This is a genomic window from Nocardioides sp. GCM10023255 (genome assembly GCF_042653125.1).
Taxonomy (GTDB): domain Bacteria; phylum Actinomycetota; class Actinomycetes; order Propionibacteriales; family Nocardioidaceae; genus Nocardioides.
Genome location: NZ_JBHSHU010000001.1, coordinates 366,789 through 392,738 on the forward strand (window position 1 = coordinate 366,789; position 25,950 = coordinate 392,738).

Sequence of the window (25,950 nt, forward strand, 5' to 3'; positions counted from 1 at the left end):
CGGGGTCAGGACGGCGTCAGACGAGGCCGGCCTCGGTGAGGAAGTCGTGGGCGACGTCCTCGGGCTTGGCCCGGTCGACCGCGACCTGGCCGTTGAGCTCGGTGAGCTTCTCGGTCGTGAGCGCCGCCATCAGCTTGTTGAGGGTGTCGGCCACGTCCGGGTGCTCGTCGAGGAAGTCCGAGCTCACGGCGGGAACGAGGTTCTGCGCCGGCTGGATCCCCTTGTCGTCCTCGAGGAGCAGCAGGCCCTGGGACTCGAGCGTGCCGTCGGTGGTGCTGGTCTCGCCGAGCTGGGACTCGCCGTCGAGGACGGACTTGTAGGTCTGGTCGCTGGCGTAGCCCAGCGGCAGCACCTTGGTCACGTCGATCCCGTAGTCGTCGGAGAGGCCGCCCTCGCAGTCGGGGCGCCCCTCGCAGTCGGGCGCGGCGGCCAGCACGACGCTCTTGCCCTTGAGGTCGGAGAGCGTGCTCACGCTCTCGGAGTCGGCGTAGTCCTGGGTGACGAAGAAGGCGTTCGTGTCGGTCGCGGCGGACGGGTCGAGCAGCGTGATGCCCTGCTTGTCGAGCAGGTCCTTGCCGGCCTCGATCGACTGCTGGGCGTCGGAGGTCGTGATCGGCTTGGCGTCGGCGCCGTTCTGCGTGGTGTTGAGGAAGTCGAGGATGCCGCCGACGTACTCCGGGACGACGTCGACGTCGCCCGGGAACTGCTGCATGTAGACGTCGCGGGTGTCGACCAGCTTGACGTCGGTGGTGTAACCGGCGTCGGTGAGCAGCTCGTCGTACATCGCCGCGACCAGGGCCGCCTCGGGGAAGTTCTGCCCCGAGATGTGGACCGTGCCGCTGCCGGTGGCGGCGGACGGCGAGGAGCTGCCGTCGCTCGCCTTGTCGTTGGCGAGGTCGTCACCGGCGCACGCGGTGGCGAGGAAGAGCGAGCCGACGGAGAGGACCGCGGCGAGAGAGCGTCGTACCTGCATGGCGTCCAACCTTCTGTGTCCCGCGGCCCCCGCCGCGCGTGTCCGGATGCGAGCGGGCGGACCCGCTCTCAGCTGCCGACAGGTTCGGCCGCTTCGGCCACCCTACGGGCCGGGTCCGACATCGCCCGCTCACGTTTCGGTGACGATCGCGGTGGCGTGGGGTCCAGGGCCCGCTGCGCGGCCGCCGCGCCGAGCTCCAGGAGCAGCGCGACGAGGGCGACGACGACCGCCCCGGCGATGCCCTTGGGGTAGTTCGAGCGGTAGAAGCCGTCGGTGATGATGCGCCCGAGGCCGGGCCCGGCGACCAGCGCCGCGATGGTCGCGGTGGCCCAGACCTGCACGAGCGCCAGGCGGACGCCCGACATCACCAGCGGCAGGGAGAGCGGCAGCTCGACCCGGCGGAACTTCTGCAGGCCGGTCATCCCCATCCCGTCGGCGGCCTGCCGGACGTCGCCTGGCACCTCGCGGACGGCGACGTAGGCGTTGGTGATGATCGGCGGCAGCGCGAAGAGGGTGAGCGCGATCAGGGTGGCCAGCCCCGCCCGGCCGTAGGGGCCGAAGGTGGCGACACCCGGGTGGTCGGCGGTGACCAGGATGGCCAGCAGGGCGAACGTCGGGACCGCACGCCCGATGTTGGAGATGTTGATCGCCAGGAAGCCGCCCTTGCCGAGGTGGCCCAGCCACATCGCGATCGGCAGCCCGACCACCACCGCGGCGGCGAGCGCCGTGACGCTGAGCAGCAGCTGCTGGAGCAGGAGCTGGAGCATCCCGCCCTCGCCCTGCCAGTTGGCCGGGTCGGTGAGGTAGGTCCAGGTGTCGGCGAAGACGTTCACGCGGTCACTCCCCTCGTCCACGGGGTCATCAGGCGCTGCGCCACGACCAGCACCACGTCGAGGAGCACCGCGAGCACCACGCACAGCACCGAGGCGGTGAAGAGCTCGGCCCGGAAGTTGGTGGACACGCCGTCCTTGATCAGGTTGCCGAGGCCGCCGTACGCCACGAGCGAGCCGACGGTGGTCAGCGCGACCGTCGAGACCGTGGCGACCCGGAGCCCGGCCATGATCACGGGCAGCGCGAGCGGCAGCTCGACCCGGAACAGCAGCCGGGTGGGGCCGTAGCCGAGACCGGTCGCGGACTCCCGGACGTCCTCGGGCACCGAGCGCAGCCCCTCGAGCATGCTGCGCACCAGCACGGTCAGCGCGTAGAGCGCCAGCCCGATCACCACGGTCGTGGGCGTCAGCCCGGTGAACGGCACCAGCAGCGGGAAGAGCGCCAGCGACGGGATCGTGTAGATGCCCGTGCTGACACCGAGGATCGTCGCCTCGAGACGCGGCACGCGTCGCGCCACCAGCGCCATCGGGAACGCGATCACGACCCCGAGCAGCACCGAGGCGACGGTGATCGCCAGGTGCTGGGTGGTCGCGTCGACGATCTCGCTCTGCCGGTCCTGGACGTACTGCACGCAGAACCACTCGTTCGTCAGCCGGCTGTAGCAGCTCGGCTCCACGGCCGGTGCCGCCGCCGCGAGTAGGGTCACCGCATGGACGTTACCGGCTCCCCCGCAGCCAGGGCCTCCGACCGGCCCGCGACCGAGCCGATGATCCGGCTCACCGGGGTCGGCAAGACCTATGACGACGGGACCGAGGCGGTCCGCGCGCTCGACCTGGAGATCGCCGCCGGCGAGCTGGTCTGCCTGGTCGGCCCGTCGGGCTGCGGCAAGTCGACGACGCTGAAGATGATCAACCGGCTGATCGAGCCCACCACCGGCACCATCGAGATCGACGGCCGTGACGTCACGCGCCAGGACCCGGTCGAGCTGCGGCGCGGGATCGGCTACGTCATCCAGCAGGTCGGCCTGTTCCCGCACCAGAAGATCGTCACGAACGTGATGACGGTGCCGCTGCTGTACGGCGAGTCGAAGGCCAGGGCCCGCGACCGGGCGTACGAGCTGATGGAGCTCGTCGGCCTCGACCCCGCGACGTACGCCGACCGCTACCCGCACCAGCTCTCCGGCGGCCAGCGTCAGCGTGTCGGCGTGGCCCGTGCGCTGGCGGCCGACCCGCCGGTGCTGCTCATGGACGAGCCGTTCGGGGCCGTCGACCCCGTGGTGCGCGTGCGCCTGCAGGACGAGTTCCTCCGGCTGCAGCGCGACCTCGGCAAGACGGTGGTGCTGGTGACCCACGACATCGACGAGGCGGTGCGGATGGGCGACCGGGTCGCGATCTTCGCCGAGGGCGGCCGGCTCGCGCAGTACGCCACCCCCGCGGACCTGCTGGGACGGCCGGCCGACGACTTCGTCGCCGACTTCGTGGGCTCGACGCGCGGGCTGCGCCGGCTCGCGGTGACCCCCATCGACCCCGCCCACCTCGAGCCGCTGGACGGCGTACGCACCGGGGACCTCGGCGCCGCCATCGACGTGGACTCCACCCTCGAGCAGGCCCTCGCGGTGCTGCTGCGTGAGGACAAGCCGATGGTGGCGGTCAAGCAGGGGGCGCAGTTCGTCGGGGTCCTCACGCCCAACGGCATCCACCGGGCCCTGCGGGCCTCACTGGCCGACTGAAGGGATAGTCCGGCACGTTTGAAGGGATAGTCCGGCACGTTCTGATCTGCCGGGCAGGCGAAACGTGCCGGACTATCCGTCCTGTTCGGGGTCGACCGGCACGTCCCGGTGCCAGGACTCGGTGACGTACTTCGTCTGCCAGCCCATCGAGGTGTAGAGGCCGGCGGCGCCGGTGGGCGAGTCGGCGTCCACCTCGAGGCCGACGCGGTCCCGGCCACGGGCGGCCGCGTCGGCGATGATCGTGCGCAGCAGGCCCTTGGCGACCCCGCGGCCCCGGGCCGCCTCGAGCACGCCGAGGTAGGAGACGTAGGACCCGTCCGGGCCCGAGGAGCTCTCGCTGACCGTGCCGACCAGGGCTCCCACCGGCTGCGGGGCCTCCCCCTCGGTCAGCTCGGCGAGCCACCAGTGGTCCCAACGGTGCCCCGGGTCCTCGCGCAGACGGAACAGGAACTCCTCGAAGGTCTCCTCGCTGGAGTTGAAGTGGTCGACGAAGGCGCCCTCGAGGACGTCGTGGACCTCGCGCAGGTCGGACTCGTCGGGCATGCCGTCGCCGGTACGCCGCACCAGCCGGAACACCACGCCGTCCTTCTCCCAGTGGTCGGGCGACCCGGTCAGGGACGCCTCGTCGGGAGTGACCGGCCGGCTCATCTGCCACCAGGTCCGGACCCGCTCGAAGCCGGCGTCCGCGAGCCAGGTGTGCTGGCGCTCGTCGTCGGCGAAGGCGCCGGTGTCGATCTGCTGGGTCTCCAGCCCGCGGGCCGCACCGACGGCCCGGGCCTGGCCGACGGCCCACTCGACGAGGACGTCCGAGCACTTCTTCGCGATCGCCCCGGGCAGGTCCCGCTCGACGATGTGGACGAAGAGCATCCGGCCGACCGAGCGGTCGTGGACGCTGCCCCACGCGCGGATCTCGCCGGTGTCGTCGCGGACCACGACGTTCTCGCGCATCCGCAGGCCGCGCTCGGAGACCTCCACGAGCACGTCGTCGACCCCGGAGGCCGCCCAGCCGCGGCCGTGCCGCTCGTGCGCGCGCAGCAGGTGGGTCAGCCGGGCGACGTCGAAGCGGTCGGAGGGGTCGGGGGTCCCGACCTCCCAGCCCTCCGGCAGTCCCGGTTCGGCGCCGAGCTCCGATCGGATGACGAGGTCGGGGTCGCTCTCGAAACGGGAGTCCTCAGGGATCACGTCAGTTGATTGTGCCGTAGTGCCCACACATGCGCTGACCCGCCCACAGCGACTGCGGGCGGGTCGGCACGGGTGGACCGTCGACGAGCGGCTCAGGCGTGGCGTCGCGCCGGGGCGGTCTGCCAGGCGAGAAGCTCGGACTTCAGGACGTCGATCTCCTGCTCCAGCTCGGCGACCCGGACGATCGCCTCGGCCGCGCGCAGCTCGGCGGCCTCCAGCTGCTCGGAGACCTCGCGACCGTCGCGCTCGGCGACATCGGCGCGGCGGGCCTCGGAGTTCATCTTGCGGGTCGCCTCGGCGGCGCGCTTCTGGGCCGAGGTCAGGGCGACCTCGAGCTCGTGGATCGCGGACTCGTGGGCCGCGATCCGCGACTCCATGGTCTCGGCGAAGGTCTTCTGCTCGGCGGTGCGCTCGACCGTCAGGTCGCGGTAGGCCTGCGCCTGCTCGGCACGGTCCCGCGCGGCCTCGCGCCGGGTCTCCATGAGCTCGGAGTGGGCGATGCGGGTGGCGGCCGCACCGAGGGCGACACCGACCAGCGCGGCGAGCACGAGGACGGGCCACGAGCCACTCACCACGGCACCCAGCACGAACAGTGCCGCGACCACGAGGAGGGCGACGGCGACGGTGAGCCGGACGCTCCGCTGCCGGCGGCGGGCCTTGGGAGCCCGGCTGGAGGGGGCCGGAGCCAACGGGGAAGACATGAAAGCAGGTTATGTCGTGTCGTCGTCGGAACGGACGCGACACGCTCGCTCGAGCAGCACCGCCATGATGGTGATCGCCACACCGGCCGCCGCGGCCGCCGCCGAGCGCCACGCCCGCTGGGACGCCAGCTCGGCGGGGTCGCCCAGCCAGCTGACCGCGTAGCCGGCGTACCCGCCGGCCACGAGCGCGCCGACGTACGCGCAGGAGCGCGCGAGCAGCAGACGGTTGACCGCCCGGTGCGGCTCGAGACGCTCGCGGCGCACGTGCACGGTGCGCCAGGTGGTCCAGGCGGTGGCCCCCACGATGGCGGCCCCCAGGAAGAGGGCGAGCGGCTGGGTCCAGGTCACGACCGGGGCGCTGCCCCGCATCCGCTCCGTGAGCGGGTGCAGCAGCCAGCCGCCGACCAGGCCGATCACGGCCCACGCCGTCAGGGCGCCCGCGGACGTCGGTCGCAGGTGCCCGCCCGACGGCTCCTCGCCGGACGGGTCGTGGGTCACTGGATCTCGAGCGTCAGGTCGTCCCGACGCGAGATCCCGGAACGGTCCGCCTTCTCCAGCAGCTCGGCGATCGGGCCGAGGTCGGGGAACTCCGCCTCCGGCTCGAGGTCGTGCCACGGCTGCAGGACGAACGCCCGCTCGGCCGCGCGCGGGTGCGGCAGGCGCAGGAAGTCCTCGTCGCTGCGCCGGTCACCGACGACGATCAGGTCGACGTCGAGGGTGCGGGGGGCGTTGCGCACCTCGGTGCGCTCGCGCTCGAAGGCGTCCTCGATGGCCAGCGCGCGGTCCATCAGCCGGGTCGCGGCGAGGGTGGTGTCGATCAGGACCACCGCGTTGAGGTAGGTCTTGGCCTCCTCCGGGCTGTCCACCGGCTCGGTCTCGTAGACCGGCGAGACACCGGTGACCCACACGTCGGGGGTGTCCGCGATCGCGTTGACCGCACCCTGGAGGCTCGCCATCCGCTCGCCGAGGTTCGACCCCAGCGCCAACACCGCGCGGCGGATCGGCCGCATCTCGCCGGTCAGCGTGTCGGCGTCGATGATGTTCGGATTGGGGGTCTCAGTCACTTCTCGCCCTCACGTGTTCGGGTGATCGTCAAGGCGACGTCTGCGAACGTCGCGTCGATGGGTGCGTCCGGCTTGTGGACCGTGACCCGCGCCCATTCAACACGGACGTCCAAGAGGCAGACGTCCGCGATGCGCTGGACGAGAGTCTCGATCAAGTCGACCGGATCTTTCTCCACGGCGGCTTGCACCGAGGCCACGAGACTTCCGTAGTCGACGGTGTCGCGCAAGTCGTCGGACCGGGCCGCGGGAGCGGTGTCGAGGCCCAGCACGAGGTCGACCACGAAGGTCTGGCCCTCGCGCCGCTCGAAGTCGAAGACGCCGTGGTGCCCGTAGCACTCGATGCCCAGCACGGCGAGCTCGTCGGTCACTCTCTCTCCCTCGTCCCAGGTGCTTCCGTCTCGGCCGCGAGCCGACCGACGACCGCGACGGCGTCCCGGCTGGCGCGGACGTCGTGGACCCTGATCCCCCAGACGCCGTGCTGCGCGAGGTGCACCGACACCGCGGTGTTGGCGTCCTCGCGCTGGTCCACGGGCCGGGCCCTGCCGTCGGTGTCGGCCAGCAGCGAGCCCAGGAAGGACTTGCGGCTCGCGCCCACCAGGACGGGGTGCCCCAGGCCCAGCAACGCGTCGAGGCCGGCCAGCAGCTGCCAGTTGTGGGCGGGCTCCTTCGCGAAACCCAGGCCCGGGTCGAGCACGATGCGGTCGGCCGCGATGCCGGCCGCGAGCATCGCGTCCACCCGGCGGGCCAGCTCCTCGCAGACCGCCGCGACCACACCGCCGGGGGCGTCGTACGTCGCGAAGTCGCGCATGTGGTCGCTGTGGGCTCGCCAGTGCATGGCGACGTACGGCGCGCCGGCCGCGGCGACCACGTCGAGCATCCTCGGGTCGGCCAGGCCTCCGGACACGTCGTTGACGAGGGTCGCGCCGGCCTCCAGGGCCGCCTCGGCGACCTCGGCGCGCATGGTGTCGACGGAGACGACGGCTCCGGCCGCGGCCAGGGCGCTGATCACGGGGACCACCCGTCCGAGCTCCTCCTCGACGAGGGGGCGGGTCGCCCCCGGCCGGGTCGACTCCCCGCCGATGTCGAGGATGTCGGCGCCGTCCAGCAGCAGCTCGTGGCCGTGCGCGATCGCCGCCTCCGGCTCGACCCAGCGGCCGCCGTCGGAGAAGGAGTCGGGGGTGACGTTGACGACCCCCATCAACCGGGGCCGGCCCAGCGGCGCGAACAGCGAGCCCGGCGCGGCCATCAGTGTCCGCGGTTGATGAGCGACATCGCCTCGGAACGGGTGGCGGCGTTGTGCATCATGCCGCGCACCGCGGAGGTGATGGTGCGGGCGCCGGCCTTGCGGACGCCGCGCATGGTCATGCAAAGGTGCTCGGCCTCGATCACGACGATGACGCCGCGGGCCTCGAGGATCTCCATCAACGCGTCCGCCACCTGGGTGGTGAGGCGCTCCTGGACCTGCGGGCGCTTGGCGAACACGTCGACCAGCCGGGCCAGCTTGGACAGCCCGGTGATCTTGCCGCTGTCGGCCGGGATGTAGCCCACGTGGGCCACACCGGTGAACGGCACCAGGTGGTGCTCGCACATCGACCACAGCTCGATGTCGCGGACCAGCACCATCTCGTCGTGGCCGATGTCGAAGGTGGTGGTCAGCACCTCCTCGGGCGTCTGGCGCAGGCCGATCGTCAGCTCGGCGTAGGCCCGCGCCACCCGGGCGGGGGTGTCGCGCAGCCCCTCGCGCTCGGGGTCCTCGCCCATCGCGATGAGCAGCTCGCGCACGGCCGCCTCGGCCCGAGGGGCGTCGAAGGCGGGCACGTCCTCGGGGTCGCGCGGCACCAGGCCGATCGGGTCGGTCATCGCGACGGCAGCTCCGGGCCGGACTGGCCGGGGCCACCGGCCCCGGGGTCGCCGTGCACGTCGCCGCCGGAGCCGGGAGGCGTGATGATCGCACCGGCCTCCTGCGGGGCGGAGCCGTTGGCCGAGGCCCGGTCGCGGATCTCCTGCGGGATCTCGACCGGAGGCAGGGCCGACGGGTTGCGGTCCGGCGAGCCGGTCCACGCCGGGCGGGCATCCCGACGGCGCAGCGGCGCGAAGACGCGCGCGACCTGCTCCTTGTCGAGCGTCTCCTTGTCGAGCAGCTCGAGCACCAGGTTGTCGAGGACGTCGCGGTTCTCCTCGAGGATGTCGAACGCCTCCTGGTGGGCGGTCGCGAGGAGCTTCTTGGTCTCCTCGTCGACCTTGGCGGCGACGTCCTCGGAGTAGTTGCGCTGGTGGCCGAGGTCGCGCCCCAGGAACGGCTCGGAGTTGGACTCGCCGAGCTTGATCGCGCCGAGCCGCTCGGTCATGCCGTACTGCGTCACCATGGCCCGGGCGAGGTTGGTCGCCTTCTCGATGTCGTTGCCGGCGCCGGTGGTGGGGTCGTGGAAGACCATCTCCTCGGCCGCCCGGCCGCCGAGCATGTAGGCGAGCTTGTCGAGCATCTCCGAGCGGGTCTGGGAGTACTTGTCCTCGTCCGGCAGCACCATCGTGTAGCCGAGCGCCCGGCCCCGGGGCAGGATCGTGATCTTGTGCACCGGGTCGGTGCCGGGGAGCGCCGCGGCCACCAGGGCGTGCCCGCCCTCGTGGTAGGCCGTGATCAGCTTCTCCTTCTCGCTCATCAGCCGCGAGCTGCGCTGCGGGCCGGCGATGACGCGGTCGATCGCCTCGTCGAGCGCCCGGTTGCCGATCAGCTTCTGGTTCTGCCGGGCGGTGAGCAGGGCCGCCTCGTTGAGGACGTTGGCCAGGTCGGCACCGGTGAAGCCGGGGGTGCGCCGGGCGATCGACATCAGGTCGATGTCCGGGGCCATCGGCTTACCGCGCGAGTGGACCTGGAGGATCATGTGGCGACCGGCCAGGTCGGGCGCGTCGACACCGATCTGGCGGTCGAAGCGTCCCGGGCGCAGCAGCGCGGGGTCGAGCACGTCGGGCCGGTTGGTGGCGGCGATCAGGATCACGCCGCCACGGACGTCGAAGCCGTCCATCTCGACCAGCAGCTGGTTGAGGGTCTGCTCCCGCTCGTCGTGACCGCCGCCCATGCCGGCGCCGCGGTGGCGACCGACGGCGTCGATCTCGTCGATGAAGACGATCGCGGGGGCGTTCTCCTTGGCCTGCTCGAACAGGTCGCGCACGCGCGAGGCGCCCACGCCGACGAACATCTCGACGAAGTCGGAGCCGGAGATGGAGTAGAAGGGGACGCCGGCCTCGCCCGCTACGGCGCGGGCCAGCAGTGTCTTGCCGGTGCCGGGCGGGCCGTAGAGCAGCACGCCCTTGGGGATCTTGGCGCCCACGGCCTGGAACTTGGCGGGCTCCTGGAGGAACTCCTTGATCTCGCCGAGCTCCTCGATGGCCTCGTCGCAGCCGGCGACGTCGGTGAACGTCGTCTTCGGCATGTCCTTGGAGATCAGCTTGGCCTTGGACTTGCCGAACTGCATCACGCCGCGGCCGCCGCCGCCCTGCATGTTGTTCAGCAGCCACAGGAAGACCAGGAAGATCACCACGAACGGCAGCACCGAGAAGAGGAAGGAGCCGATCAGGCTGGGCTTGGCGATCTTCGAGTTGGACTTCTCGATGGTGCCCTTGGCGACCTGCTTGTCGACCTCGTTGATGATGCCCTGCTGCTGGCCGGCCACCCAGTAGGCGCTGACCTTGTCCCCGTCGTCGCGGACACCGCTGTCGAGCGTCGCCTGGATCTGCTGGTCACCCCCGACGAAGGTGATCTCCTTGACCTCGCCCTTGTTGATGTAGGACTCGAGCTGGGAGGTCTCGATCTCGTCGTACCCCCCGTTGGGGGCGAGGTACTGCAGGGCGAGGAGGACGCCGACCACGGCGACGACGATCCACAGCCACGGACCCTTGACTATGCGCTTCACAGGCTTCTCTCGACACGGCTCTGCCGTCCGACCGGACTCATGGGCGGACGATCAACTGAACTGACGACGGTACACAACCTCGACAACGCACATTCTCGCAGGCGAGTGCCCGGTCGTGGGCACAGTCACAGCGAACGGCTCAGGAGTAGACGTGCGGGGCGAGCGTGCCGATGTCGCGGAGGTTGCGGTACTTCTCCCGGTAGTCCAGCCCGTAGCCGACCACGAACTCGTTCGGGATGTCCCATCCGACGTACCTGACCTCGACCGGCATCTGCAGCGCCTCCGGCTTGCGCAGCAGCGTGCAGATCTCGACGCTCGCCGGGTTGCGCGAGCTCAGGTTCGAGGTCAGCCAGGAGAGCGTCAGGCCGGTGTCGATGATCTCGTCGACGATCACGACGTGCCGCCCGGAGATGTCGGTGTCGAGGTCCTTGAGGATCCGGACCACACCGCTGGACTTGGTGCCCGAGCCGTACGACGACACCGCCATCCAGTCCATCTCGACGTGCCGGCTGAAGCTGCGGGCCAGGTCGGCCATCACCATGACGGCACCCCGCAGGATGCCGACGATGAGGAGGTCCTTGCCCTCGTAGTCGGCCTCGATCTCGCGGGCGAGCTCGGCGAGCCGTTCCTGGATCTGGGCCTCGGTGAAGAGCACGTTGACGAGGTCGTCTTCGACGTGGGACGCGTCCATGGATCAGAGACTAGAGGCAGCCCTGCCCGCGCCGGTGCGCGGGCAGGGCCGTCGCCGGGTCAGTGGTGGCGCCTCGGCTTCTTGACCGTCAGGGTGACGGACTTCGAGGAGGACGCCTTCAGCGTCTTCGAACCCAGGTAGTAGGCCTTGAGCGTGTAGCTGCCGGGGTCGAGCCTCTTCAGCGTGACCGTTGCCCTGCCCTTGTCACGGGCGGTCAGCTCGTCGCTGCCGAGCACCTTGCGGCCGAGCCGGACCTCGACGTCGCCGGTGGGCCGGCTGGTGCCGGTCGCGGCGACGGTCACGACGACCTTGCCCCTTGCGTCCGAGGTGATGTGGGCCGACGGGAGCTGCGCCTTGGCGGTGGTCGGTGCCTGGGCCCGCTTCAGCTCGATCTCGCCGAGGCCGAGCTTCTGGCGCAGCCGGGTGATCTCGACCGGGCCGTAGGAACGCTTCTGGTAGCCCGCCTTCGAGATCGTGAGCGTGTAGACGCCCCTCTTGCCGACCTCGAGGTAGAAGTAGCCGTTCTGCGGACCGTCCTCCCGGGTGCTCGCGTAGGTCAGCGCAGTGGCGGCGACGCTTCCGTCCTTGCGCACCGCCTCCACCACGGCGTTGTTGAGGAAGCGGCCCTGCTGGTCGACCACGAGGCCCTGGACCAGCGGCGGCTCGGCAGCCGCGAGCGCGGTCCCCGAGACGTGGAAGGCGGGGTTGGCCACCGTGGGCGAGCTCATCGTCGAGACGGCTCCGCCCGCGGCCAGGGCCGCCAGCAGGAGACCGACGAGCGGGCGGGTGCGGATCATGGGGGTCCTCCGGGGGTGAGAGAGCCTCACGATCATGGGGCTGCGGCTCGGTCTCCGGCGGCGTTTCGCGGATTTCTTTGCTCAGTGCCCGTGGCCCGGGCAAACCCGCAGCCGCACCGAGTCCCGGGAGGGGGTCATGGTGCCGGGCTCGGAGAACTCCACCTCGACCCGGCGCCGACCCACCGCCTGGCGGGGGAGGCGCAGCTTCTTCCGACCGTCGTCGGCCTCCCGGAGCCTCACCGAGCGGACCCGGTCGCCGTCCACGATCGGCTCACCGTCGCGGAGCCAGCGGTAGGCGAAGGTCGTGCCCTCGACGTCGGGATCCCAGCTGCCCGGGTCGACGGTCAGGACCCGTCCCGGACGCGGTCACCGACGATCGTCGGCGGCACCCGTCCTGACCAGTGGAGTCTCCGCGCCCGCGGGTGCCACCCCCAGCAGGGCGGCCAGGGTCGCCAGGACGACCAGGGCAACCAGACCTCGCATGCGTCGCACCAGGCTCTCCCCCGAGGCCGTCAACGGACAGCTCGCGAAGCTACCGCGAACGGTGCTCGTCAGGTGCGAGAAATCCGAGCCGCCCGTGCTCGCGCCGGCACCGGAGGTGCCCGGGCAGGTCGATCCACTTCTGCCCGTGCCAGTCGGTGAGCAGCCCGTCCATCGCTACCACGTGCTCGTGGAACAGCTCGGCGGCCGGCGCGCCCGCGGCCAGGGCCGCCAGCCGCAGCACCCGGCGGCGTACGGCGGGAGCGAGCCCGGTCAGCTCGTCGACCGGGAGCGACCCGTCCTCACCCCGGAGCCTCCCCCACTGGTCCTCGGCGAGGTCGTCGAGGAAGTCCATGTCCTCGCGCAGCTGGTCGGCCGTGCGGGCCAGCGTCCTGGCCACTCCCGGCCCGAGCTCCTGCTCCAGCACCGGGAGCACCGTGCTCCGCACCCGCACCCGGGTGAAGCCCGGGTCCTCGTTGTGCGGGTCCTCCCAGTAGTCGATCCCCTCCACCTGGCAGGCGGTCACGGTGTCGTCGCGGGACAGGTCCAGCAGCGGTCGGCGGTAGCGGTCGAAGGACCGGCGCATGCCGGCGAGCGAACGCCCGCCCGATCCCCGGGTGAGGCCGAGCAGCACCGTCTCGGCCTGGTCGTCGCGCGTGTGCCCGAGCAGCACCGCCGCGGCGCCGACGTGCTCGCCGACCTGCTCGAGCACGGCGTACCTCGCCCGGCGCGCCGCGGCCTCGGGTCCGAGCCCCCCGCCGTCGACCCGGACCCTGGCGCTCATCGTCTCGTCGGCCCCGAGCCCGGCCATCTGCTCGACCACATGGGCCGCGCGCGCGTCGGAGCCGGGCTGCAGCCCGTGGTCGACGGTCGCGCCGACCACGCGCCACCCGGCCTTCCCGCCCTCGAAGACGGTGGCCGCCAGCAGGGCCAGGGAGTCGGCGCCCCCCGAGCAGGCCACCACGACGGTGCTGCCGGGCTCGAGGTCGGCGAGGCCACGGCGTACGCCGCGCCGCACCGCCGCGACGGCCGGGTGCAGGCTCATCCGTGGACCGGTGGGGTCAGAGCACCCGGGACACCCAGGCCCCGGGGTCGCCGATCTCGGCCTTGCTGGGCAGGTTCTCGGGGCGCTCCCACACGGCGTTGAAGTCCGCCATGCCGACCTTGTCGACGACGCCACGCACGAACGCCGCGCCGTTGCGGTACTGCGCCATCTTGGCGTCCAGGCCGAGGAGGCGGCGCAGGATCCGGTCGAGGGTGCCGACCCCCTTGCGGCGCTGGTCGAAGGCTCGCCGGATCTGGGCGACGCTGGGGATGACCGACGGACCCACGCCGTCCATCACCACGTCGGCGTGTCCCTCGAGCAGGGACATGACGCCGGTGACCCGGTCCACGATCTCCTTCTGCTCGGGCGTGCCGATCGCGTCGATCAGGCTGCCCCCTCCGCTCTTGACGGCCTCGACGACCCGGCTGAGGCCGTCGTCGAGGAGCCGGCTGGGCTCGAGGGTCTCGGCGATCCGCTGCATCTCGGCGAAGAGGTGCTCGCGCATCCACGGCACCGCCGTGAACTGCACCCGGTGGGTCTCCTCGTGCAGGCAGACCCAGAGCCGGAAGTCGTGCGGCCGGGCGCCGAGCTCGCGCTCGACGTGCACGATGTTGGGCGCGACCAGGAGCAGGCGGCCGGCGTCGCCGAAGAACGGGTCGAACTGGCCCAGCACCTTGCCGGCCAGGAAGCCGAGCAGCGCGCCCACCTCGGCGCCGGTGACCCGCGACCCGATGGCCAGCGCGAGGCCGGTCGGGGGCGCCTTCTTCGCGGTCAGCTGCTCGACCACGGGCCCCAGGATGGTGGCGAAGCTGTCGGCGTTCGCCTGGATCCAGCCCGGGCGGTCCACGACCACGACCGGGGCGGTGCGCTCCGCGGCGACCAGCCCCGTGAACTCGCGGACCAGCCCCGTGGAGCGGTCGGCTCCCTCGCGCAGCTCGGCCACGGCGGCGGCGGCCTCCGCGCGGCTGACCCGCGGACCCTCGCCGGCGAGGCGAGAGCCCAGGGAGACCGCGAGGTCCCAGTCGACCATGGCCGGGTTGTCAGTCATGGACCGACCGTACCCGCGAGGGGCAATCGCGCACCGCGCGATCCCGACGGCTCAGGACCGCCCGGGGCTCCGGCTAGCGGGCACAGTGGCAGGCGCCCAGGTCGGCGGCCAGACGGTCCAGGGCGGCCCGCGCGTCGAGGGTGTCCTCGACGGCCACCTCGTCGGCCATCAGCACGAACACCATCGGGTCGCCGTCGAGGTCGGTCGCCAGGCCGGCCAGGGCACTCACCCCGGTGAGGGTGCCGGTCTTGGCCCGCACCCTCCCCCGGCCGGGGGGCGCGGCGTCCGCGAAGCGGGACTCCAGCGAGCCCGTGAAGCCAGCGACCGGCAGCCCGGTCACGACGGACCGCAGCTCGGGGTGCTCCTCCGACGCCGCCAGGGACAGCACCGCCGCCAGCGTGTCCGGGTCAAGCCGGTCCTCGCGGGAGAGACCGCTGCCGTCGTGGATCTCGGCACCCGCCAGCGGCACGCCCAGCGAGTCGAGCACCTTGGCCACGCCGGCCGCCCCGTCCGCGAACGAGCCGGCGCCACCGGTGGCGATCCCGACGTGGTGGGCCAGCACCTCGGCACCCTCGTTGTCGCTGACCGTGAGCACCTGCTCGACGATCTCCGAGAGGGGGGCGCTCTCGACGCTGGCCAGCGGAGCGGCCTCGGACTCGGCCCGACCCTCCTGCACCGGTCCCCGGACCGTGATGCCGGCGCGGCGCAGCGCGGCGGCGAACGCCTCGCCGGCGACGGCCGGCGGGTCGGCGACCCGGCCGACACCGCTGGCCGGCCGCCCCTCGTCCACCCACAGCGACGTGATCGGGGCGACCACCCCGTCGGGGACGTAGTCGTCGGGCCAGTGCGGGTCGACACGGGGCCCGCTGAACAGGGAGGCGTCGTAGGTCACGCGGACCCTGCTGGTGCCCTGCTGGCGCAGCGCGCGGGCCGTGGCCCGGGCCAGCGTGACCACGTCGGCGCGGCGGGGGTACGCCGCGTCGCCCACCGGTCGACTGGCGAGGTAGGGGTCACCGCCACCCACCAGGACGACCCGGTCGCCCGGGCCGGGCAGCACCTGCGTGGTGAACGTGTGGCCGGGGCCGAGCGTGGCGAGGGCGGCGGTGGTGGTGAGCAGCTTCATCGTCGACGCCGGAACGGCCACGCCGGAGCCCTGCGAGAAGGCGGGCCCGGCGCCGTCCAGCCCGGAGACGGTCGCGAGCACGTGCTTGCCGAGGTCGCGGTCGCGCAGCGCCGGGGCGAGGGTGCGGCGCAGCGTGCGGGCGTCGAGGCGGGTCGCGTCCTCGATCGGCGCGGCGACGGGCGACAGCGCGGCCGGCTCCGGCAGCGTCAGGCCCTCCGGCGGCGGCACCGCCGCCGGACCGGCGGGCGCGGGCGGCTCCGTGCCCAGCCAGCGGCTGCCGAGGTCGTAGCGCCACGACGCTGCGGCGCTCGCCAGCAGCACCAGCACGAGCACCACCGGCACCCACAGGAGGAGACGGGCGCCCGAGCGTCGAACGTGGCGTGTGTCACGTCCGGTCACCGTTTCCCCTCTCCGACTGCGCGTTTGTGCACATTGTGCGGGACACTGTCTCCCGGCCCGCGCCAGGGGCCCACACCGACAACCGGCCCGCCGCGCGGGCCGATGACGATCGCGGAGGATGACGTGCTGGAGTTCGACGTACTCGTGGAGATCCCCAAGGGTTCGCGCAACAAGTACGAGGTCGACCACGAGACGGGGCGCATCCGCCTCGACCGCATGCTCTTCACGTCGACGGCGTACCCCGAGGACTACGGCTACATCGAGAACACCCTCGGCCAGGACGGCGACCCGCTGGACGCGCTGGTGATCCTCCAGGCGCCCACGTTCCCGGGCTGCCTGATCAAGTGCCGCGCGATCGGCATGTTCCGGATGACCGACGAGGCCGGCGGCGACGACAAGGTGCTGTGCGTCCCCACGCACGACCCGCGCCTCGAGCACCTGCGCGACATCAACCACGTCTCCAAGTTCGACCGCCTGGAGATCCAGCACTTCTTCGAGGTCTACAAGGACCTCGAGCCCGGCAAGTCCGTCGAGGGGGCCGAGTGGGTCGGCCGCACCGAGGCCGAGGCCGAGGTCGAGGCGTCCTTCGAGCGTGCCCGGAAGGCCGGCCACTGAGCCGCACCTGAGCATCGTCGCGTGCCCCTCGACCGTGGTCGGGGGGCACGCTGCATTTGCGTTGCTCAGCCGCCGGTGGTCCGGACGCCCCTGAAGTAGCCGATCGCCCCGCTCGTCTCCAGGGACACCCCCACCATGCCGTGGGCGCCCAGCCAGCTCTCCACCTGATCGCCCGTGCAGCCGGGACCGAGCAGGCCCGCCGCCCGCCCGGCCGCGCGGACGGGCGCGTAGCGCAGGCCGGCGTCGTTCAGCAGGGCGCTCCCGGTCAGCACTCCCCCGGGCCGCAGGACGCGCACCATCTCGACGACGGCGCGGGCCGGGTCGGGGAAACAGTGCAGGCCGGTGAACGACACGACCAGGTCGAAGTGGCCGTCGGGGAACGGCAGCTCCTCGACGTCGGCCAGCCGGGTCACGACCTGGTCCTCGACCCCGCGGCGGCGGGCGGACTCGGTCGTCCGGTCCAGCATCCGCTGGGCGATGTCGGCGGCGACGTACTCCACCCCCTGCCCGCGGCGCAGGCCCCGCAGCGCGACGCCACCACCGCACGGCACGTCGAGGACCCGCGACCCCGCCGGGAGCTCACCGATCTCGGCGGCCGCCCGGTAGAGACGGTCCAGGTCGCTCCCGATCCCCGCGCGCCACAGCAGGCCGCCCGGCACTGGATGCTCGACCGTCCAGTCGTAGACGCCCGCCCAGAGCGGGTCCTCGTTCCAGCCACCCAGCCCGGGGATCCGCACGGCTCAACCGACCAGGTCCGGGGACCGGAGCATCTCGACCGGCACGTCGAAGGCGTCGACGAGGTCTCCGGCGAGCGGGCGGATCTTGCGGCACAGGCTGCCGATCTCGCGGCTGATCGCCTTGGAGCGCACGACGGTGAGCCGGCCGTGCTCCATGAACCAGGCTCGGTCCGCCTCGATCGTGGACAGCGCGTGCAGGTCGCACAGCAGGTTGAGGGTGACCTTCAGGTCACCCTCGGGCAGGGCGCGCGCCTTGGCGACGAACGCCTCGAGCACGAGGCGCTCGACATGGGCCCGCGCGGCGGCGATCACGTGGTCCTGGACGCGGGAGAAGACGGCGCCCGGGTTCATGCCCTGGTCGATGCCACGCTTGAGCCGCCGCGCGACGCCGGCCAGCATGTGCTCCTCGCGGAAGCGGAGCATCGCCAGCTGGTAGTCGGGGTCGAGCAGGCCCGCCTCCTGGTCCCACTGGTCGCCGCCCGGCAGCACGTCCTTGATCCGCTCGAGGAGCTTGTGGACGTTGGTCTTCTCGATCACGGTGTCGACCGCCATCCCGGCGACGAAGCGCACCATCCCGAACTGGTCGAGGTCCTCGAACTCGCTGGCGTAGTCGGTGAGCAGCCCCTTGGCGACCAGCTGCAGCAGCACGTGGTTGTCGCCCTCGAACGTCGTGAAGACGTCGGTGTCGGCCTTCAGCGCCGCGAACCGGTTCACCGACAGGTAACCGGCGCCACCGCAGGCCTCGCGGCACTCCTGGATGGTGCGGGTGGCGTGCCAGGTGCCGAGCGCCTTGGTGCCGGCGGCGCGGGACTCCAGCTCGCGGCGGGTGTGCTCGTCGTCGGTGATCCCGGAGAACACGTCGTGGAGCTGGGCCGCCACGACCTCCTGGGCGAAGTGCAGCGCGTAGGTGCGGGCCAGCAGCGGGAGGAGCCGACGCTGGTGCATGCCGTAGTCGAGGAGCAGCTCCTCCTGCTCGTCGCTGCTGGCCTCGAACTGCCGGCGGCGCAGGGCGTACTTCGTGGCGATCGTGAGCGCCACCTTGGCCGCGTTGATGCCGGCCCCGCCGACGCACACGCGACCCTGGACCAGGGTGCCGAGCATCGTGAAGAAGCGTCGGTTGGGGTTCTCGATCGCGCTCTCGTAGACGCCCTCGGCGGTGACGTCGGCGAACCGGTTGAGCAGCGCGGTCCGCGGCACCCGCACGCCGTCGAACCACAACCGGCCGTTGTCGACGCCGTTGAGGCCCATCTTCGCGCCGTCGTCCTCGATCCGGACCCCGGCGCACGGCTCGCCGTTCGAGCGGATCGGCACCACGAACGCGTGCACGCCCTCGGACACCCGGTCGCCCTCCGGGCCCACCTCGAGCTGGGCGAAGACCACGGCGACCTCGGCGTGCCGGGCCGCGTTGCCGATGTAGTCCTTGCGGGCGGCGTCGCCGTTCGTGGTGATCACGAACTCCTGGGTCTCGGCGTCGTACGTCGCCACCGTGCCGAGCGCCTGCACGTTGGAGCCGTGACCGGACTCGGTCATCGCGAAGCAGCCCATCAGCCTGCCGGTGATCAGGTCCGGGAGGTAGGCCTCGTGGTGGGCCTGCGTGCCGAGCTGGAGGATCGCGCCGCCGAACAGCCCGAACTGCACGCCCACCTTGACCAGCACCGAGAGGTCGCCGTAGGCGAGGGTCTCGAACGCGGCCACGGAGGCGCCGATGTCCCCGCCGCCGCCGTACTCCTCAGGGAACCCCATGCCGGTCTGACCGGTCGCGGCCATCTCGACGACGACCTCCCGCACCCGCTCGCGGAACTCGTCGCGCGGCAGGGTCTCGGCGTCCTCGAGGATCGAGGCGTACGCCGCGAGGTTGGTGCGCACGAGCGAGCGGACCTCGGCGTACCTGCCGTCGAGCAGCGCCGCCAGGGCGCGCACGTCGACCTCGGGCTGGACGTAGCGGGACGCATCGGTCCCCTCCGGGGCGGCCGGAGGGGCGGTGTCGGTGGCCATGAGCGTCAACGTACCCACGAGTACGCCGTCCACACAGGTGGTCTGGAGGCGCGGCGCAGGAGCGTCGGAACGGGCTCCGGGGAGCGACCCCTACGGGCGGGCGAAGAAGTTCGGGGGCGTCCAGTAGTACATCGACGCGACCTGCACGGGCTCGCCCGTGCGCGGTGCGTGGATGATCTGGCCGCCGCCGATGTAGAGCGCGACGTGGAAGATCGACGACGGGTCGCTCGAGGAGCCCCAGAACACCAGGTCGCCCGGCTGCAGGCTCGACGCGGAGACGGGCGTCGCCGCGTCGTACTGCGCCACCGAGTAGTGCGGCAGCGAGCGGCCGCCGGCGCGCCAGGCGCCCATGGTCAGGCCGGAGCAGTCCCACGCGTCCGGTCCCGCTGCGCCCCACTGGTAGGGCTCGCCGAGCTGGGCGCGCGCGAACGCGATGGCGGCCTGGGCGCCCGAGGCGGGGGCCGGCGGGGCCGGAGGCGCGGGCGGCGCCGGGGGCGTCGGCGGGGTGCTGGGCCCGTGGTCGGGGGTCGAGCCGCCGTTCCCGGAGCCGCCTCCGCCGGGCTGCTGGTCCTCGGCCTGCTGCTCCGCCTGCTGCTGGGCCTGCTGCTGGGCCTGCTCCTGCTGCTGCTGGAGCTCCTGCTGGTGCTGCGCGGCCTCGGCCGCCGCGGCGGCCGCCGCGGCCTCGAGGGCGGCCTGGCGCTTCTCGGCCAGACGGACGCTGGTGTGCTGGAGGTCGGCGAGCTGGGCGATCAGCCGGGTCTTCTCGTCCGCGATCGACTGCGCCTGGGCGGCGGCGGAGTCCGCCGCGGCCTGGGCCGCGTCGCGGGCGCTGCGGGCCTTCTCCTCGGCCGCGGCCGCGGTGGCGCGGGCCTCCTCGGCCTGCTGGGTGGCCACGTCGGCGAGGGTGGCCGCGGCGCGGAACTCGTCGTAGTGGTCGTCGAGGGCGGCCTCGGCGTTCTGCAGCGTGGTGGCCCGGTCGACGACGGTCTCGATCCCGTCGGAGTCGGCGATCGCGGAGAGGGCGGTCAGGCCCGGCGACATCTCGTAGGAGCTGACCACGGCGTCGCCGTACACCGCACGCTGGCGCTCCACGTCGGCCGAAGCGATTTGGGAGCGCTCCAGGGCGCTGCGCGCCTGGGCCCGGGCCTGCTGCAGCTGCCAGCGCGCCCCGTTGTAGGCCTCCGCCGCCTTCGCGGCCTCCTCTGCGGAGGACTGCAGCCGCTGGTTGGCCAGGACCAGCTGGGCGCGGACCGACTCGACGTCGGCGGCCTTGTCCTGGACCGCTTCGCGGGCCTGACGGACGTCCTGGCGCGACGGCGTCGAGTCGTCGGCCGCGACGGCGACACCGGTGACGGTCCCGCCGACCACGAAGGTCAAAGCGATCGCGGTGGCGATCCTCAGTGCACGCACGTCTCGGCCTCTCGTGACATCGGTTGCTGGGCCTCGGGTGACTTCCTCTTCACCCGAGGCACTCGGAGCACGCTAGTGCTCATTCGTCACAAAAGAAACATTTTCCCCAAATTTCTCTCCAGTCCCCGGCGTGTCGCCTTGACGAACTACAACGTTGTAATTCCCGTCCTGGACGGATAGTCCGGCACGTTTCCGTCGTCGCGCCCGCCGTCGGGGCAGGAAAAGGTGCCGGACTACCCAGAGGAACGTGCCGGACTACCCGCTGGAACCGGGAGAAGAGGTCAGTCCTGCTCGACGGGTACGGCGGAGGTGGTCGCCGTGGGGTGCGAGGCGAGGCCGTGGTGGTCGAATCTCTGGCCGCTGGCGATGCCGCCGACGTAGAACGAGATCAGCGCGATCATGATGCCGGCCACGTCGTCGGAGATGTAGTGCCAGCCGAAGTAGATCGTGGCGAAGAGCGTGAACCCGAAGTTCACCCAGAACACCCACTTGAGGACCTTCGAGCGCAGCGTGAACTGCACCATCATCGCGACCAGCAGGGTGATCGCGCAGTGCAGGCTCGCGAAGCCGGCCACCGACTGGACGGCGCCCTCGATCCCCGTGTGGATGACGCCCGCCCGGCCGTAGAACAGCGACTCCATCAGCGACGACGCCGGGGTGTCGGGGAGGCTGTCGTAGAGCCACGGGTACTGGAAGCCCGGGCCGAGGGTCGGCAACGCGTAGTACGACAGCGTGCCGAGCGCCCAGGCGATGCACTGGGAGGTCGCGAACCAGTAGCCGAAGGTGATGTTGCGCGACCACACCAGCCAGGCGGTGAGCGCGAGCGGCACCAGCGGCAGGAACCACAGGTAGATGTAGGACAGGAAGTGCGCCGAGATGCCGGTGCCGAGCAGGTCGTGCAGCGCGATGGCCGGGTCGTGGCCGAACAGGAGCGCCCGGTCGACGAGGTGCAGCTCGCGGTCGTACTTGGTGTCGCCCATCACGAACGGCAGGAACGACTTGAGGTTCCGGTAGCTGACGTAGGTGATGTAGAAGCACACGACGCCCATCACCACGAGCGTCACCCGCTCGCGCGTCCAGTGGGTGCGGACCCGGGTGCGGAAGATCGCCGGCATCTCCTTCGGCCTCATCCGCGACTGCCACAGCGTCCGCGGCACCAGGTCGGCTGCGAACGCACCACCGACCAGCAGCGGCAGCCGGGCCCACGAGGGCCCGAGGAACCCGTCGGGGTCGGCCAGGCTCTTGTCGAGCAGCAACGCCGCGAGGATCGCGAGGGCGCCCATGAGCGCGGCGATCCCGATCAGGAGGGCATAGGCGCGGCGATACACGCACGCCAGTGTAGGGATCTGACCCTCGGGTCAGGCTCCGGGGATGACCGCGAGCTTGGCCGCCTCGACGGCCAGGTGAACCAGGTCACCCGGTCCCGGATGGAGGTCCAGCGGTGCCACCGCGTCGATCTCGCCCAGGCCCGCGACATCCACCACCAGCCGCACCTGCTCCGGGGTGGCCCGGCCGGAGACCACCCGGCCGACGAGAGGTCCGGTGGTCGAGGCGAGCAGCGCCGAGCGGCGTACGGCGACCGCCGGCGCGCCCGGCAGGCCCGCCGCCTCGAGCAGCAGCCGCGCGGCGTCGTCGCGCAGCACCCGCGCGTAGCCGAGGAACAGCGCGGTGTCGGGATCGGCAGGGGCTCGCCACACCTCGCCGATCGCACCGGACTGCACCAGGCGGCCCTCGCGCATCACGGCCAGCCGGTCCGCGACCGTGAACGCCTCCTCGTGGTCGTGGGTGACCATCAGCGCGGTCGTCCCGGCCGTGCGCAGGATCTCGCGCAGGTCACCGGCCAGACGCTCGCGCAGCCCGGCGTCGAGCGCCGAGAGGGGCTCGTCCAGGAGGATCAGCCGTGGCTCGACCGCGAGTGCGCGCGCGAGCGCCACCCGCTGCCGCTCGCCCCCGGACAGGGTCGACGGCAGGCGGGGGGCGTACCCCTCGAGGCCCACCAGCTCCAGCAGCTCCTCGACGCGGCGGGCGACCCGGGGCCGGGGCGTGCGCCGGATCCGCAGGGCGTACCCCACGTTGCGCGCCACCGTGAGGTGGTCGAACAGCTGCCCGTCCTGGAACATCAGCGCGAAGCCGCGCCGGTGGGTGGCCACGCCCGCGAGGTCGCGGCCGTCCCAGCGCACGCTCCCCGCGGTCGGCACCTCGAGGCCCGCGACCGCGCGCAGCAGCGTCGACTTGCCGCAGCCGGACGGGCCGAGCACGGCGAGCACCTCGCCGTCGCGCAGGTCCAGCGAGACGTCGACGACGGCGGGGACCCCGTCGTACGACACGGTCAGGTCCTCGATCTGGAGCATGGCGTCAGAAGGCTCCCACGGACGGCACCCGGAGGCGTTCGACGGCCAGCATGACGATGGTGGTGGCCGCGGCCAGGACCACCGACGCGGCCAGCGCCATCCCGTAGTTCATCGGCCCCGGGTGGCCGATCAGCCGGAAGATCACGACCGGCACCGTCGGGTGCTCCTCGCGCGCGAGGAACGAGGTCGCGCCGAACTCCCCCAGCGACGCGGCGAACGCGAAGCCGCTGGCGGCCAGCAGCGGCTTCCAGACGACCGGCAGGTCGACGGTCAGCACCGCACGCAGCGGCCCCGCCCCCAACGAGGCGGCGGCCTGCCGCTGACGGTCGTTGATGCCGGCCAGCACCGGGACGATGGTGCGGACGACGAGCGGGAGCGCGACCAGCGCCTGGGCGATCGGCACCAGCAACGGAGATTCCCGCAGGTCCAGCGGCGGGTGGTCCAGCGTGATCAGGAACCCGAAGCCGAGGGTCACCGCCGACACGCCCAGCGGCAGCATGAACAGCCCGTCGAGGCCGCTGCGCACCCGCCGCTCCGCGCGGGAGCGCGAGCGGCGGGTGACGGTGAACGCCACCATCAGGCCCATGGACAGCGCCATCCAGGTCGCGTCCACGGCGGTGCGCAGCGAGGTGACGAGGGCGTCGGTGACCGGGACCAGCAGCGCCTGGTGGGTGCCCTGGGTCGTCAGCGCCCGGTAGTTCGCGAGGCTCCAGCGACCGTCGACCTGGAGGGAGCCCACCACCAGGGTCGCGATGGGGGCGGCCACCAGCACCAGCAGCACCACGATCGAGCCGATCGCGGCGAGGTCGCCGCGCCCGGGGCGACGGGGGCGGGCACGCACCCGCGTGACGCCGTCACCGGGCACGGCGCGCAGCCGCCCGGCGAGCACCAGCAGCACCACGACGGCCACCAGCTGCAGGATCGAGAGGGCGGCCGCGGCCTGGAGGTCGAGCAGGTTGGTGGTGAGCAGGTAGATCTCGGTCTCCACCGAGGAGTAGCGCAGCCCGCCGAGGGTCAGCACCACCCCGAACGCGGTCGCGCAGAACAGGAACACCACGCAGGCCGCGGAGACGATCGCGGGCCGCAGCGCCGGCAGCGTGACGGTCCGGAACACCTGCGCCGGGCTGGCCCCCAGCGCCGCCGCGGCCTCCGCGGGGCGCGGGTCCAGGGACTCCCAGGCGGCGCCGACCGCCCGGATCACGACCGCGACGTTGAAGAACACCAGGCCGGCGACGATCGCCACCGCCGTGCCGTCGAGGCCGAGGAACCCCAAAGGTCCCGCCTCGCCGAGCAGCTGGCGGAACGCCACGCCGACCACCACGGTCGGCAGCACGAACGGCACCAGCAGCGCCGCCCGGACCAGGCCCCGACCGGGGAAGCGCAGCCGGTGCAACGTGTGTGCCGCCGGCAGCCCCAGCAGGACCGCGACCACGGTCGCGACCGAGGAGGACCACACCGTGAACCACGCGACCCGGTGCACCCGTGGCCGGCCGAGCACCTCCAGCACCGCGGCGGGGTCGAAGGTCCCGTCGGACCAGAACCCGAGCCGGAGCATCCCGCTCACCGGCAGCACGAAGAACACGCCGAGTACGAGCACCGGCACCAGGGCCAGCGCCGTGGTGGCGAGCGGTCTCGACAGGCTCGACCACCGGCGGGGCGCCGTGCGGCGGGTGCGGCCCCTCATCGCGAGGTGATGTCGCTCCAGTCCCGCAGCCAGTCGTCGCGGTTCGCGGCGATGTCGGCGGGATCCACGGCGTACGGGTCGGTGGGCTGGACGGCGAACTTCGCCCACTCGGCCGGCAGCTTCACCCCGTCGGCGTCCGGGAAGACGTACATGCTCTCCGGCAGCGCCGCCTGCACCTCGGGGCTGTCCATGAAGCGCACGAACGCCCGCGCGCCGTCGACGTTCGCGGCGCCGTCCAGCACGCCGACGTACTCCACCTGCTCGAAGCAGGTGTCCAGCAGCGCGCTGGTGGTGGAGGTCTTCGCGCCCTTCGGCACGGTGAAGGCCGGCGAGGAGTCGTAGGACAGCACGATCGGGCGGTCGCCCGAGCCGCCGCCCTGGGTGAAGTCGACCTCGTAGGCGTCCGACCAGCCGGCGGTGAGCTTCGCGCCGTTGTCCATCAGCCTGGACCAGTAGTCCTGCCAGCCGTCCTCGCCGTACGCCGCGACGGTGGCGAGCAGGAACGCCATGCCGGTGGAGCTGGTGGCGGCGCCCGGGAGGACGAACAGGTCCTGGTAGGCCGGGTCGGTCAGGTCGTCCAGCGTCCTCGGCGGCGCCTGGTCGTGTGCGGCGAACCAGGTGTCGTCGACGTTGACGCAGACGTTGCCGTTGTCGACCGGGGTCAGCCGGTGGTCCTCGTCGCCGGGCAGCGCGTAGTCGGAGACCCCGGCCGGCTCGTCGAAGGAGTACGGCGCGAAGACGCCCGCGTCCAGGGCCCGGGACGCGAAGGTGTTGTCCACCCCGAAGGCCACGTCCCCGATCGGGTCGTCCTTGGTCAGCACCAGCCTGTTGGTGAGCTGGCCGGCGTCACCCGAGGCACGCACGACCAGGTCGTAGCCGGACTCCTGCTCGAACTTCTTCTTCAGCTCCTTCGGCAGCACGAACGAGTCGTGGGTGACCAGGACGACCCGGTCGCTCGCCTGGCCCCCGTCACCGTCGGAGCTCTCGCCCAGGGTGGAGCAGGCCGAGGCCGTCAGGCCCAGGACCGTCATCGAGCAGAGCGCTGCGAGCGCACGCGCGGACTTCATGTGGACTCCCTTCGCCGGTGCTAACCGGAGCAGGTTCGGAGGGTCTGCGGCTCGTCCGCACTCTCAGCACGCCGGTCCCGTCGGGGCGCGTGCTCCCCTGTCTTGTGCCGCTCACTC

The 25,950-nt window shown here is 72.3% G+C and carries 26 protein-coding genes and 1 riboswitch; of the genes, 2 read left to right on the forward strand and 24 right to left on the reverse strand.

Annotated elements, in window-relative coordinates; translation table 11 throughout:
* Nucleotides 1-16 precede the first annotated feature (16 nt).
* The 3 genes from ACFO9I_RS01775 to ACFO9I_RS01785 all read right to left on the reverse strand — a co-directional run bounded on the left by ACFO9I_RS01775 (nucleotide 17) and on the right by ACFO9I_RS01785 (nucleotide 2,510).
* Nucleotides 17-973 (reverse strand): glycine betaine ABC transporter substrate-binding protein, encoded by a 957-nt coding sequence (locus ACFO9I_RS01775; protein WP_379177198.1) that lies wholly within the window; start codon nucleotides 971-973, stop codon nucleotides 17-19.
* 68 nt (nucleotides 974-1,041) lie between these two features.
* On the reverse strand, nucleotides 1,042-1,806 hold the full coding sequence (locus ACFO9I_RS01780; protein ID WP_379177200.1) for an ABC transporter permease: 765 nt from the start codon (nucleotides 1,804-1,806) through the stop codon (nucleotides 1,042-1,044).
* Complete coding sequence (locus ACFO9I_RS01785; RefSeq protein ID WP_379177202.1) at nucleotides 1,803-2,510, reverse strand: ABC transporter permease; 708 nt, start codon at nucleotides 2,508-2,510, stop codon at nucleotides 1,803-1,805. Before ACFO9I_RS01785 ends, ACFO9I_RS01780 begins: the two co-directional genes overlap by 4 nt.
* A 3-nt stretch (nucleotides 2,511-2,513) precedes the next feature.
* Between ACFO9I_RS01785 and ACFO9I_RS01790 the strand changes: the two genes are divergently transcribed.
* Nucleotides 2,514-3,533: an ABC transporter ATP-binding protein gene (locus ACFO9I_RS01790; RefSeq protein ID WP_379177204.1), complete on the forward strand. Its 1,020-nt coding sequence runs from the start codon at nucleotides 2,514-2,516 to the stop codon at nucleotides 3,531-3,533.
* A gap of 72 nt (nucleotides 3,534-3,605) precedes the next feature.
* Here the strand turns inward: ACFO9I_RS01790 and ACFO9I_RS01795 are convergent, their stop codons facing one another.
* From ACFO9I_RS01795 to dacB, 14 genes are all read right to left on the reverse strand, one after another.
* Entirely contained in the window at nucleotides 3,606-4,715 is a 1,110-nt protein-coding gene (locus tag ACFO9I_RS01795) for a GNAT family N-acetyltransferase (RefSeq protein ID WP_379177206.1), read from the reverse strand.
* 92 nt (nucleotides 4,716-4,807) lie between these two features.
* Nucleotides 4,808-5,416, reverse strand: coding sequence for a hypothetical protein (locus tag ACFO9I_RS01800; protein ID WP_379177208.1), 609 nt, complete (start codon nucleotides 5,414-5,416; stop codon nucleotides 4,808-4,810).
* A gap of 9 nt (nucleotides 5,417-5,425) precedes the next feature.
* Nucleotides 5,426-5,914 carry a DUF3180 domain-containing protein gene (locus ACFO9I_RS01805; RefSeq protein ID WP_379177210.1) on the reverse strand — a complete coding sequence of 163 codons (489 nt, stop codon included), beginning with the start codon at nucleotides 5,912-5,914 and terminating at the stop codon, nucleotides 5,426-5,428.
* Nucleotides 5,911-6,480, reverse strand: a complete 570-nt coding sequence (gene folK / locus ACFO9I_RS01810; protein WP_379177211.1) for a 2-amino-4-hydroxy-6-hydroxymethyldihydropteridine diphosphokinase — start codon at nucleotides 6,478-6,480, stop codon at nucleotides 5,911-5,913. Before folK ends, ACFO9I_RS01805 begins: the two co-directional genes overlap by 4 nt.
* Nucleotides 6,477-6,848, reverse strand: coding sequence for a dihydroneopterin aldolase (gene folB / locus ACFO9I_RS01815; RefSeq protein ID WP_379177213.1), 372 nt, complete (start codon nucleotides 6,846-6,848; stop codon nucleotides 6,477-6,479). Before folB ends, folK begins: the two co-directional genes overlap by 4 nt.
* Nucleotides 6,845-7,726: a dihydropteroate synthase gene (folP, locus tag ACFO9I_RS01820; protein ID WP_379177215.1), complete on the reverse strand. Its 882-nt coding sequence runs from the start codon at nucleotides 7,724-7,726 to the stop codon at nucleotides 6,845-6,847. The genes folB and folP overlap by 4 nt, the downstream gene beginning before the upstream one ends.
* Nucleotides 7,726-8,340 (reverse strand): GTP cyclohydrolase I FolE, encoded by a 615-nt coding sequence (gene folE / locus ACFO9I_RS01825; RefSeq protein WP_379177217.1) that lies wholly within the window; start codon nucleotides 8,338-8,340, stop codon nucleotides 7,726-7,728. The genes folP and folE overlap by 1 nt, the downstream gene beginning before the upstream one ends.
* Entirely contained in the window at nucleotides 8,337-10,391 is a 2,055-nt protein-coding gene (gene ftsH, locus ACFO9I_RS01830) for an ATP-dependent zinc metalloprotease FtsH (protein ID WP_379177219.1), read from the reverse strand. The genes folE and ftsH overlap by 4 nt, the downstream gene beginning before the upstream one ends.
* 139 nt (nucleotides 10,392-10,530) lie before the next feature.
* A complete protein-coding gene (gene hpt, locus ACFO9I_RS01835; RefSeq protein ID WP_379177221.1) occupies nucleotides 10,531-11,082 on the reverse strand; it encodes a hypoxanthine phosphoribosyltransferase in 552 nt (183 codons plus the stop codon).
* A gap of 59 nt (nucleotides 11,083-11,141) precedes the next feature.
* Nucleotides 11,142-11,879, reverse strand: a complete 738-nt coding sequence (locus ACFO9I_RS01840) for an Ig-like domain repeat protein (RefSeq protein ID WP_379177223.1) — start codon at nucleotides 11,877-11,879, stop codon at nucleotides 11,142-11,144.
* Nucleotides 11,880-11,960: 81 nt separating this feature from the next.
* Entirely contained in the window at nucleotides 11,961-12,143 is a 183-nt protein-coding gene (locus ACFO9I_RS01845) for a hypothetical protein (protein ID WP_379177225.1), read from the reverse strand.
* A gap of 268 nt (nucleotides 12,144-12,411) precedes the next feature.
* Nucleotides 12,412-13,404: a tRNA lysidine(34) synthetase TilS gene (tilS, locus tag ACFO9I_RS01850; RefSeq protein WP_379177227.1), complete on the reverse strand. Its 993-nt coding sequence runs from the start codon at nucleotides 13,402-13,404 to the stop codon at nucleotides 12,412-12,414.
* A 16-nt stretch (nucleotides 13,405-13,420) separates the two neighbouring features.
* A complete protein-coding gene (locus ACFO9I_RS01855) occupies nucleotides 13,421-14,452 on the reverse strand; it encodes a zinc-dependent metalloprotease (protein ID WP_379177229.1) in 1,032 nt (343 codons plus the stop codon).
* Between the two features lie 73 nt (nucleotides 14,453-14,525).
* Entirely contained in the window at nucleotides 14,526-15,917 is a 1,392-nt protein-coding gene (gene dacB / locus ACFO9I_RS01860) for a D-alanyl-D-alanine carboxypeptidase/D-alanyl-D-alanine-endopeptidase (protein WP_379177232.1), read from the reverse strand.
* A 183-nt stretch (nucleotides 15,918-16,100) separates the two neighbouring features.
* Between dacB and ACFO9I_RS01865 the strand changes: the two genes are divergently transcribed.
* On the forward strand, nucleotides 16,101-16,589 hold the full coding sequence (locus tag ACFO9I_RS01865) for an inorganic diphosphatase (protein WP_379177384.1): 489 nt from the start codon (nucleotides 16,101-16,103) through the stop codon (nucleotides 16,587-16,589).
* 65 nt (nucleotides 16,590-16,654) lie between these two features.
* On the opposite strand, the gene ACFO9I_RS01870 is transcribed toward ACFO9I_RS01865, so the two are convergent.
* From ACFO9I_RS01870 to ACFO9I_RS01900, 7 genes are all read right to left on the reverse strand, one after another.
* Entirely contained in the window at nucleotides 16,655-17,326 is a 672-nt protein-coding gene (locus ACFO9I_RS01870; RefSeq protein WP_379177234.1) for a class I SAM-dependent methyltransferase, read from the reverse strand.
* Between the two features lie 3 nt (nucleotides 17,327-17,329).
* Nucleotides 17,330-19,321, reverse strand: coding sequence for an acyl-CoA dehydrogenase family protein (locus ACFO9I_RS01875; RefSeq protein WP_379177236.1), 1,992 nt, complete (start codon nucleotides 19,319-19,321; stop codon nucleotides 17,330-17,332).
* A 90-nt stretch (nucleotides 19,322-19,411) separates the two neighbouring features.
* Nucleotides 19,412-20,731, reverse strand: coding sequence for an NlpC/P60 family protein (locus ACFO9I_RS01880; RefSeq protein WP_379177238.1), 1,320 nt, complete (start codon nucleotides 20,729-20,731; stop codon nucleotides 19,412-19,414).
* Between the two features lie 281 nt (nucleotides 20,732-21,012).
* Nucleotides 21,013-22,059, reverse strand: a complete 1,047-nt coding sequence (locus ACFO9I_RS01885; RefSeq protein WP_379177240.1) for a phosphatase PAP2 family protein — start codon at nucleotides 22,057-22,059, stop codon at nucleotides 21,013-21,015.
* Between the two features lie 30 nt (nucleotides 22,060-22,089).
* On the reverse strand, nucleotides 22,090-23,082 hold the full coding sequence (locus ACFO9I_RS01890) for an ABC transporter ATP-binding protein (RefSeq protein WP_379177242.1): 993 nt from the start codon (nucleotides 23,080-23,082) through the stop codon (nucleotides 22,090-22,092).
* Between the two features lie 4 nt (nucleotides 23,083-23,086).
* Nucleotides 23,087-24,766: an ABC transporter permease gene (locus ACFO9I_RS01895; protein WP_379177244.1), complete on the reverse strand. Its 1,680-nt coding sequence runs from the start codon at nucleotides 24,764-24,766 to the stop codon at nucleotides 23,087-23,089.
* On the reverse strand, nucleotides 24,763-25,833 hold the full coding sequence (locus ACFO9I_RS01900) for a thiamine ABC transporter substrate-binding protein (protein WP_379177246.1): 1,071 nt from the start codon (nucleotides 25,831-25,833) through the stop codon (nucleotides 24,763-24,765). Before ACFO9I_RS01900 ends, ACFO9I_RS01895 begins: the two co-directional genes overlap by 4 nt.
* Nucleotides 25,823-25,942, reverse strand: a riboswitch (TPP riboswitch). (Overlaps the previous gene by 11 nt.)
* Nucleotides 25,943-25,950 lie beyond the last annotated feature (8 nt).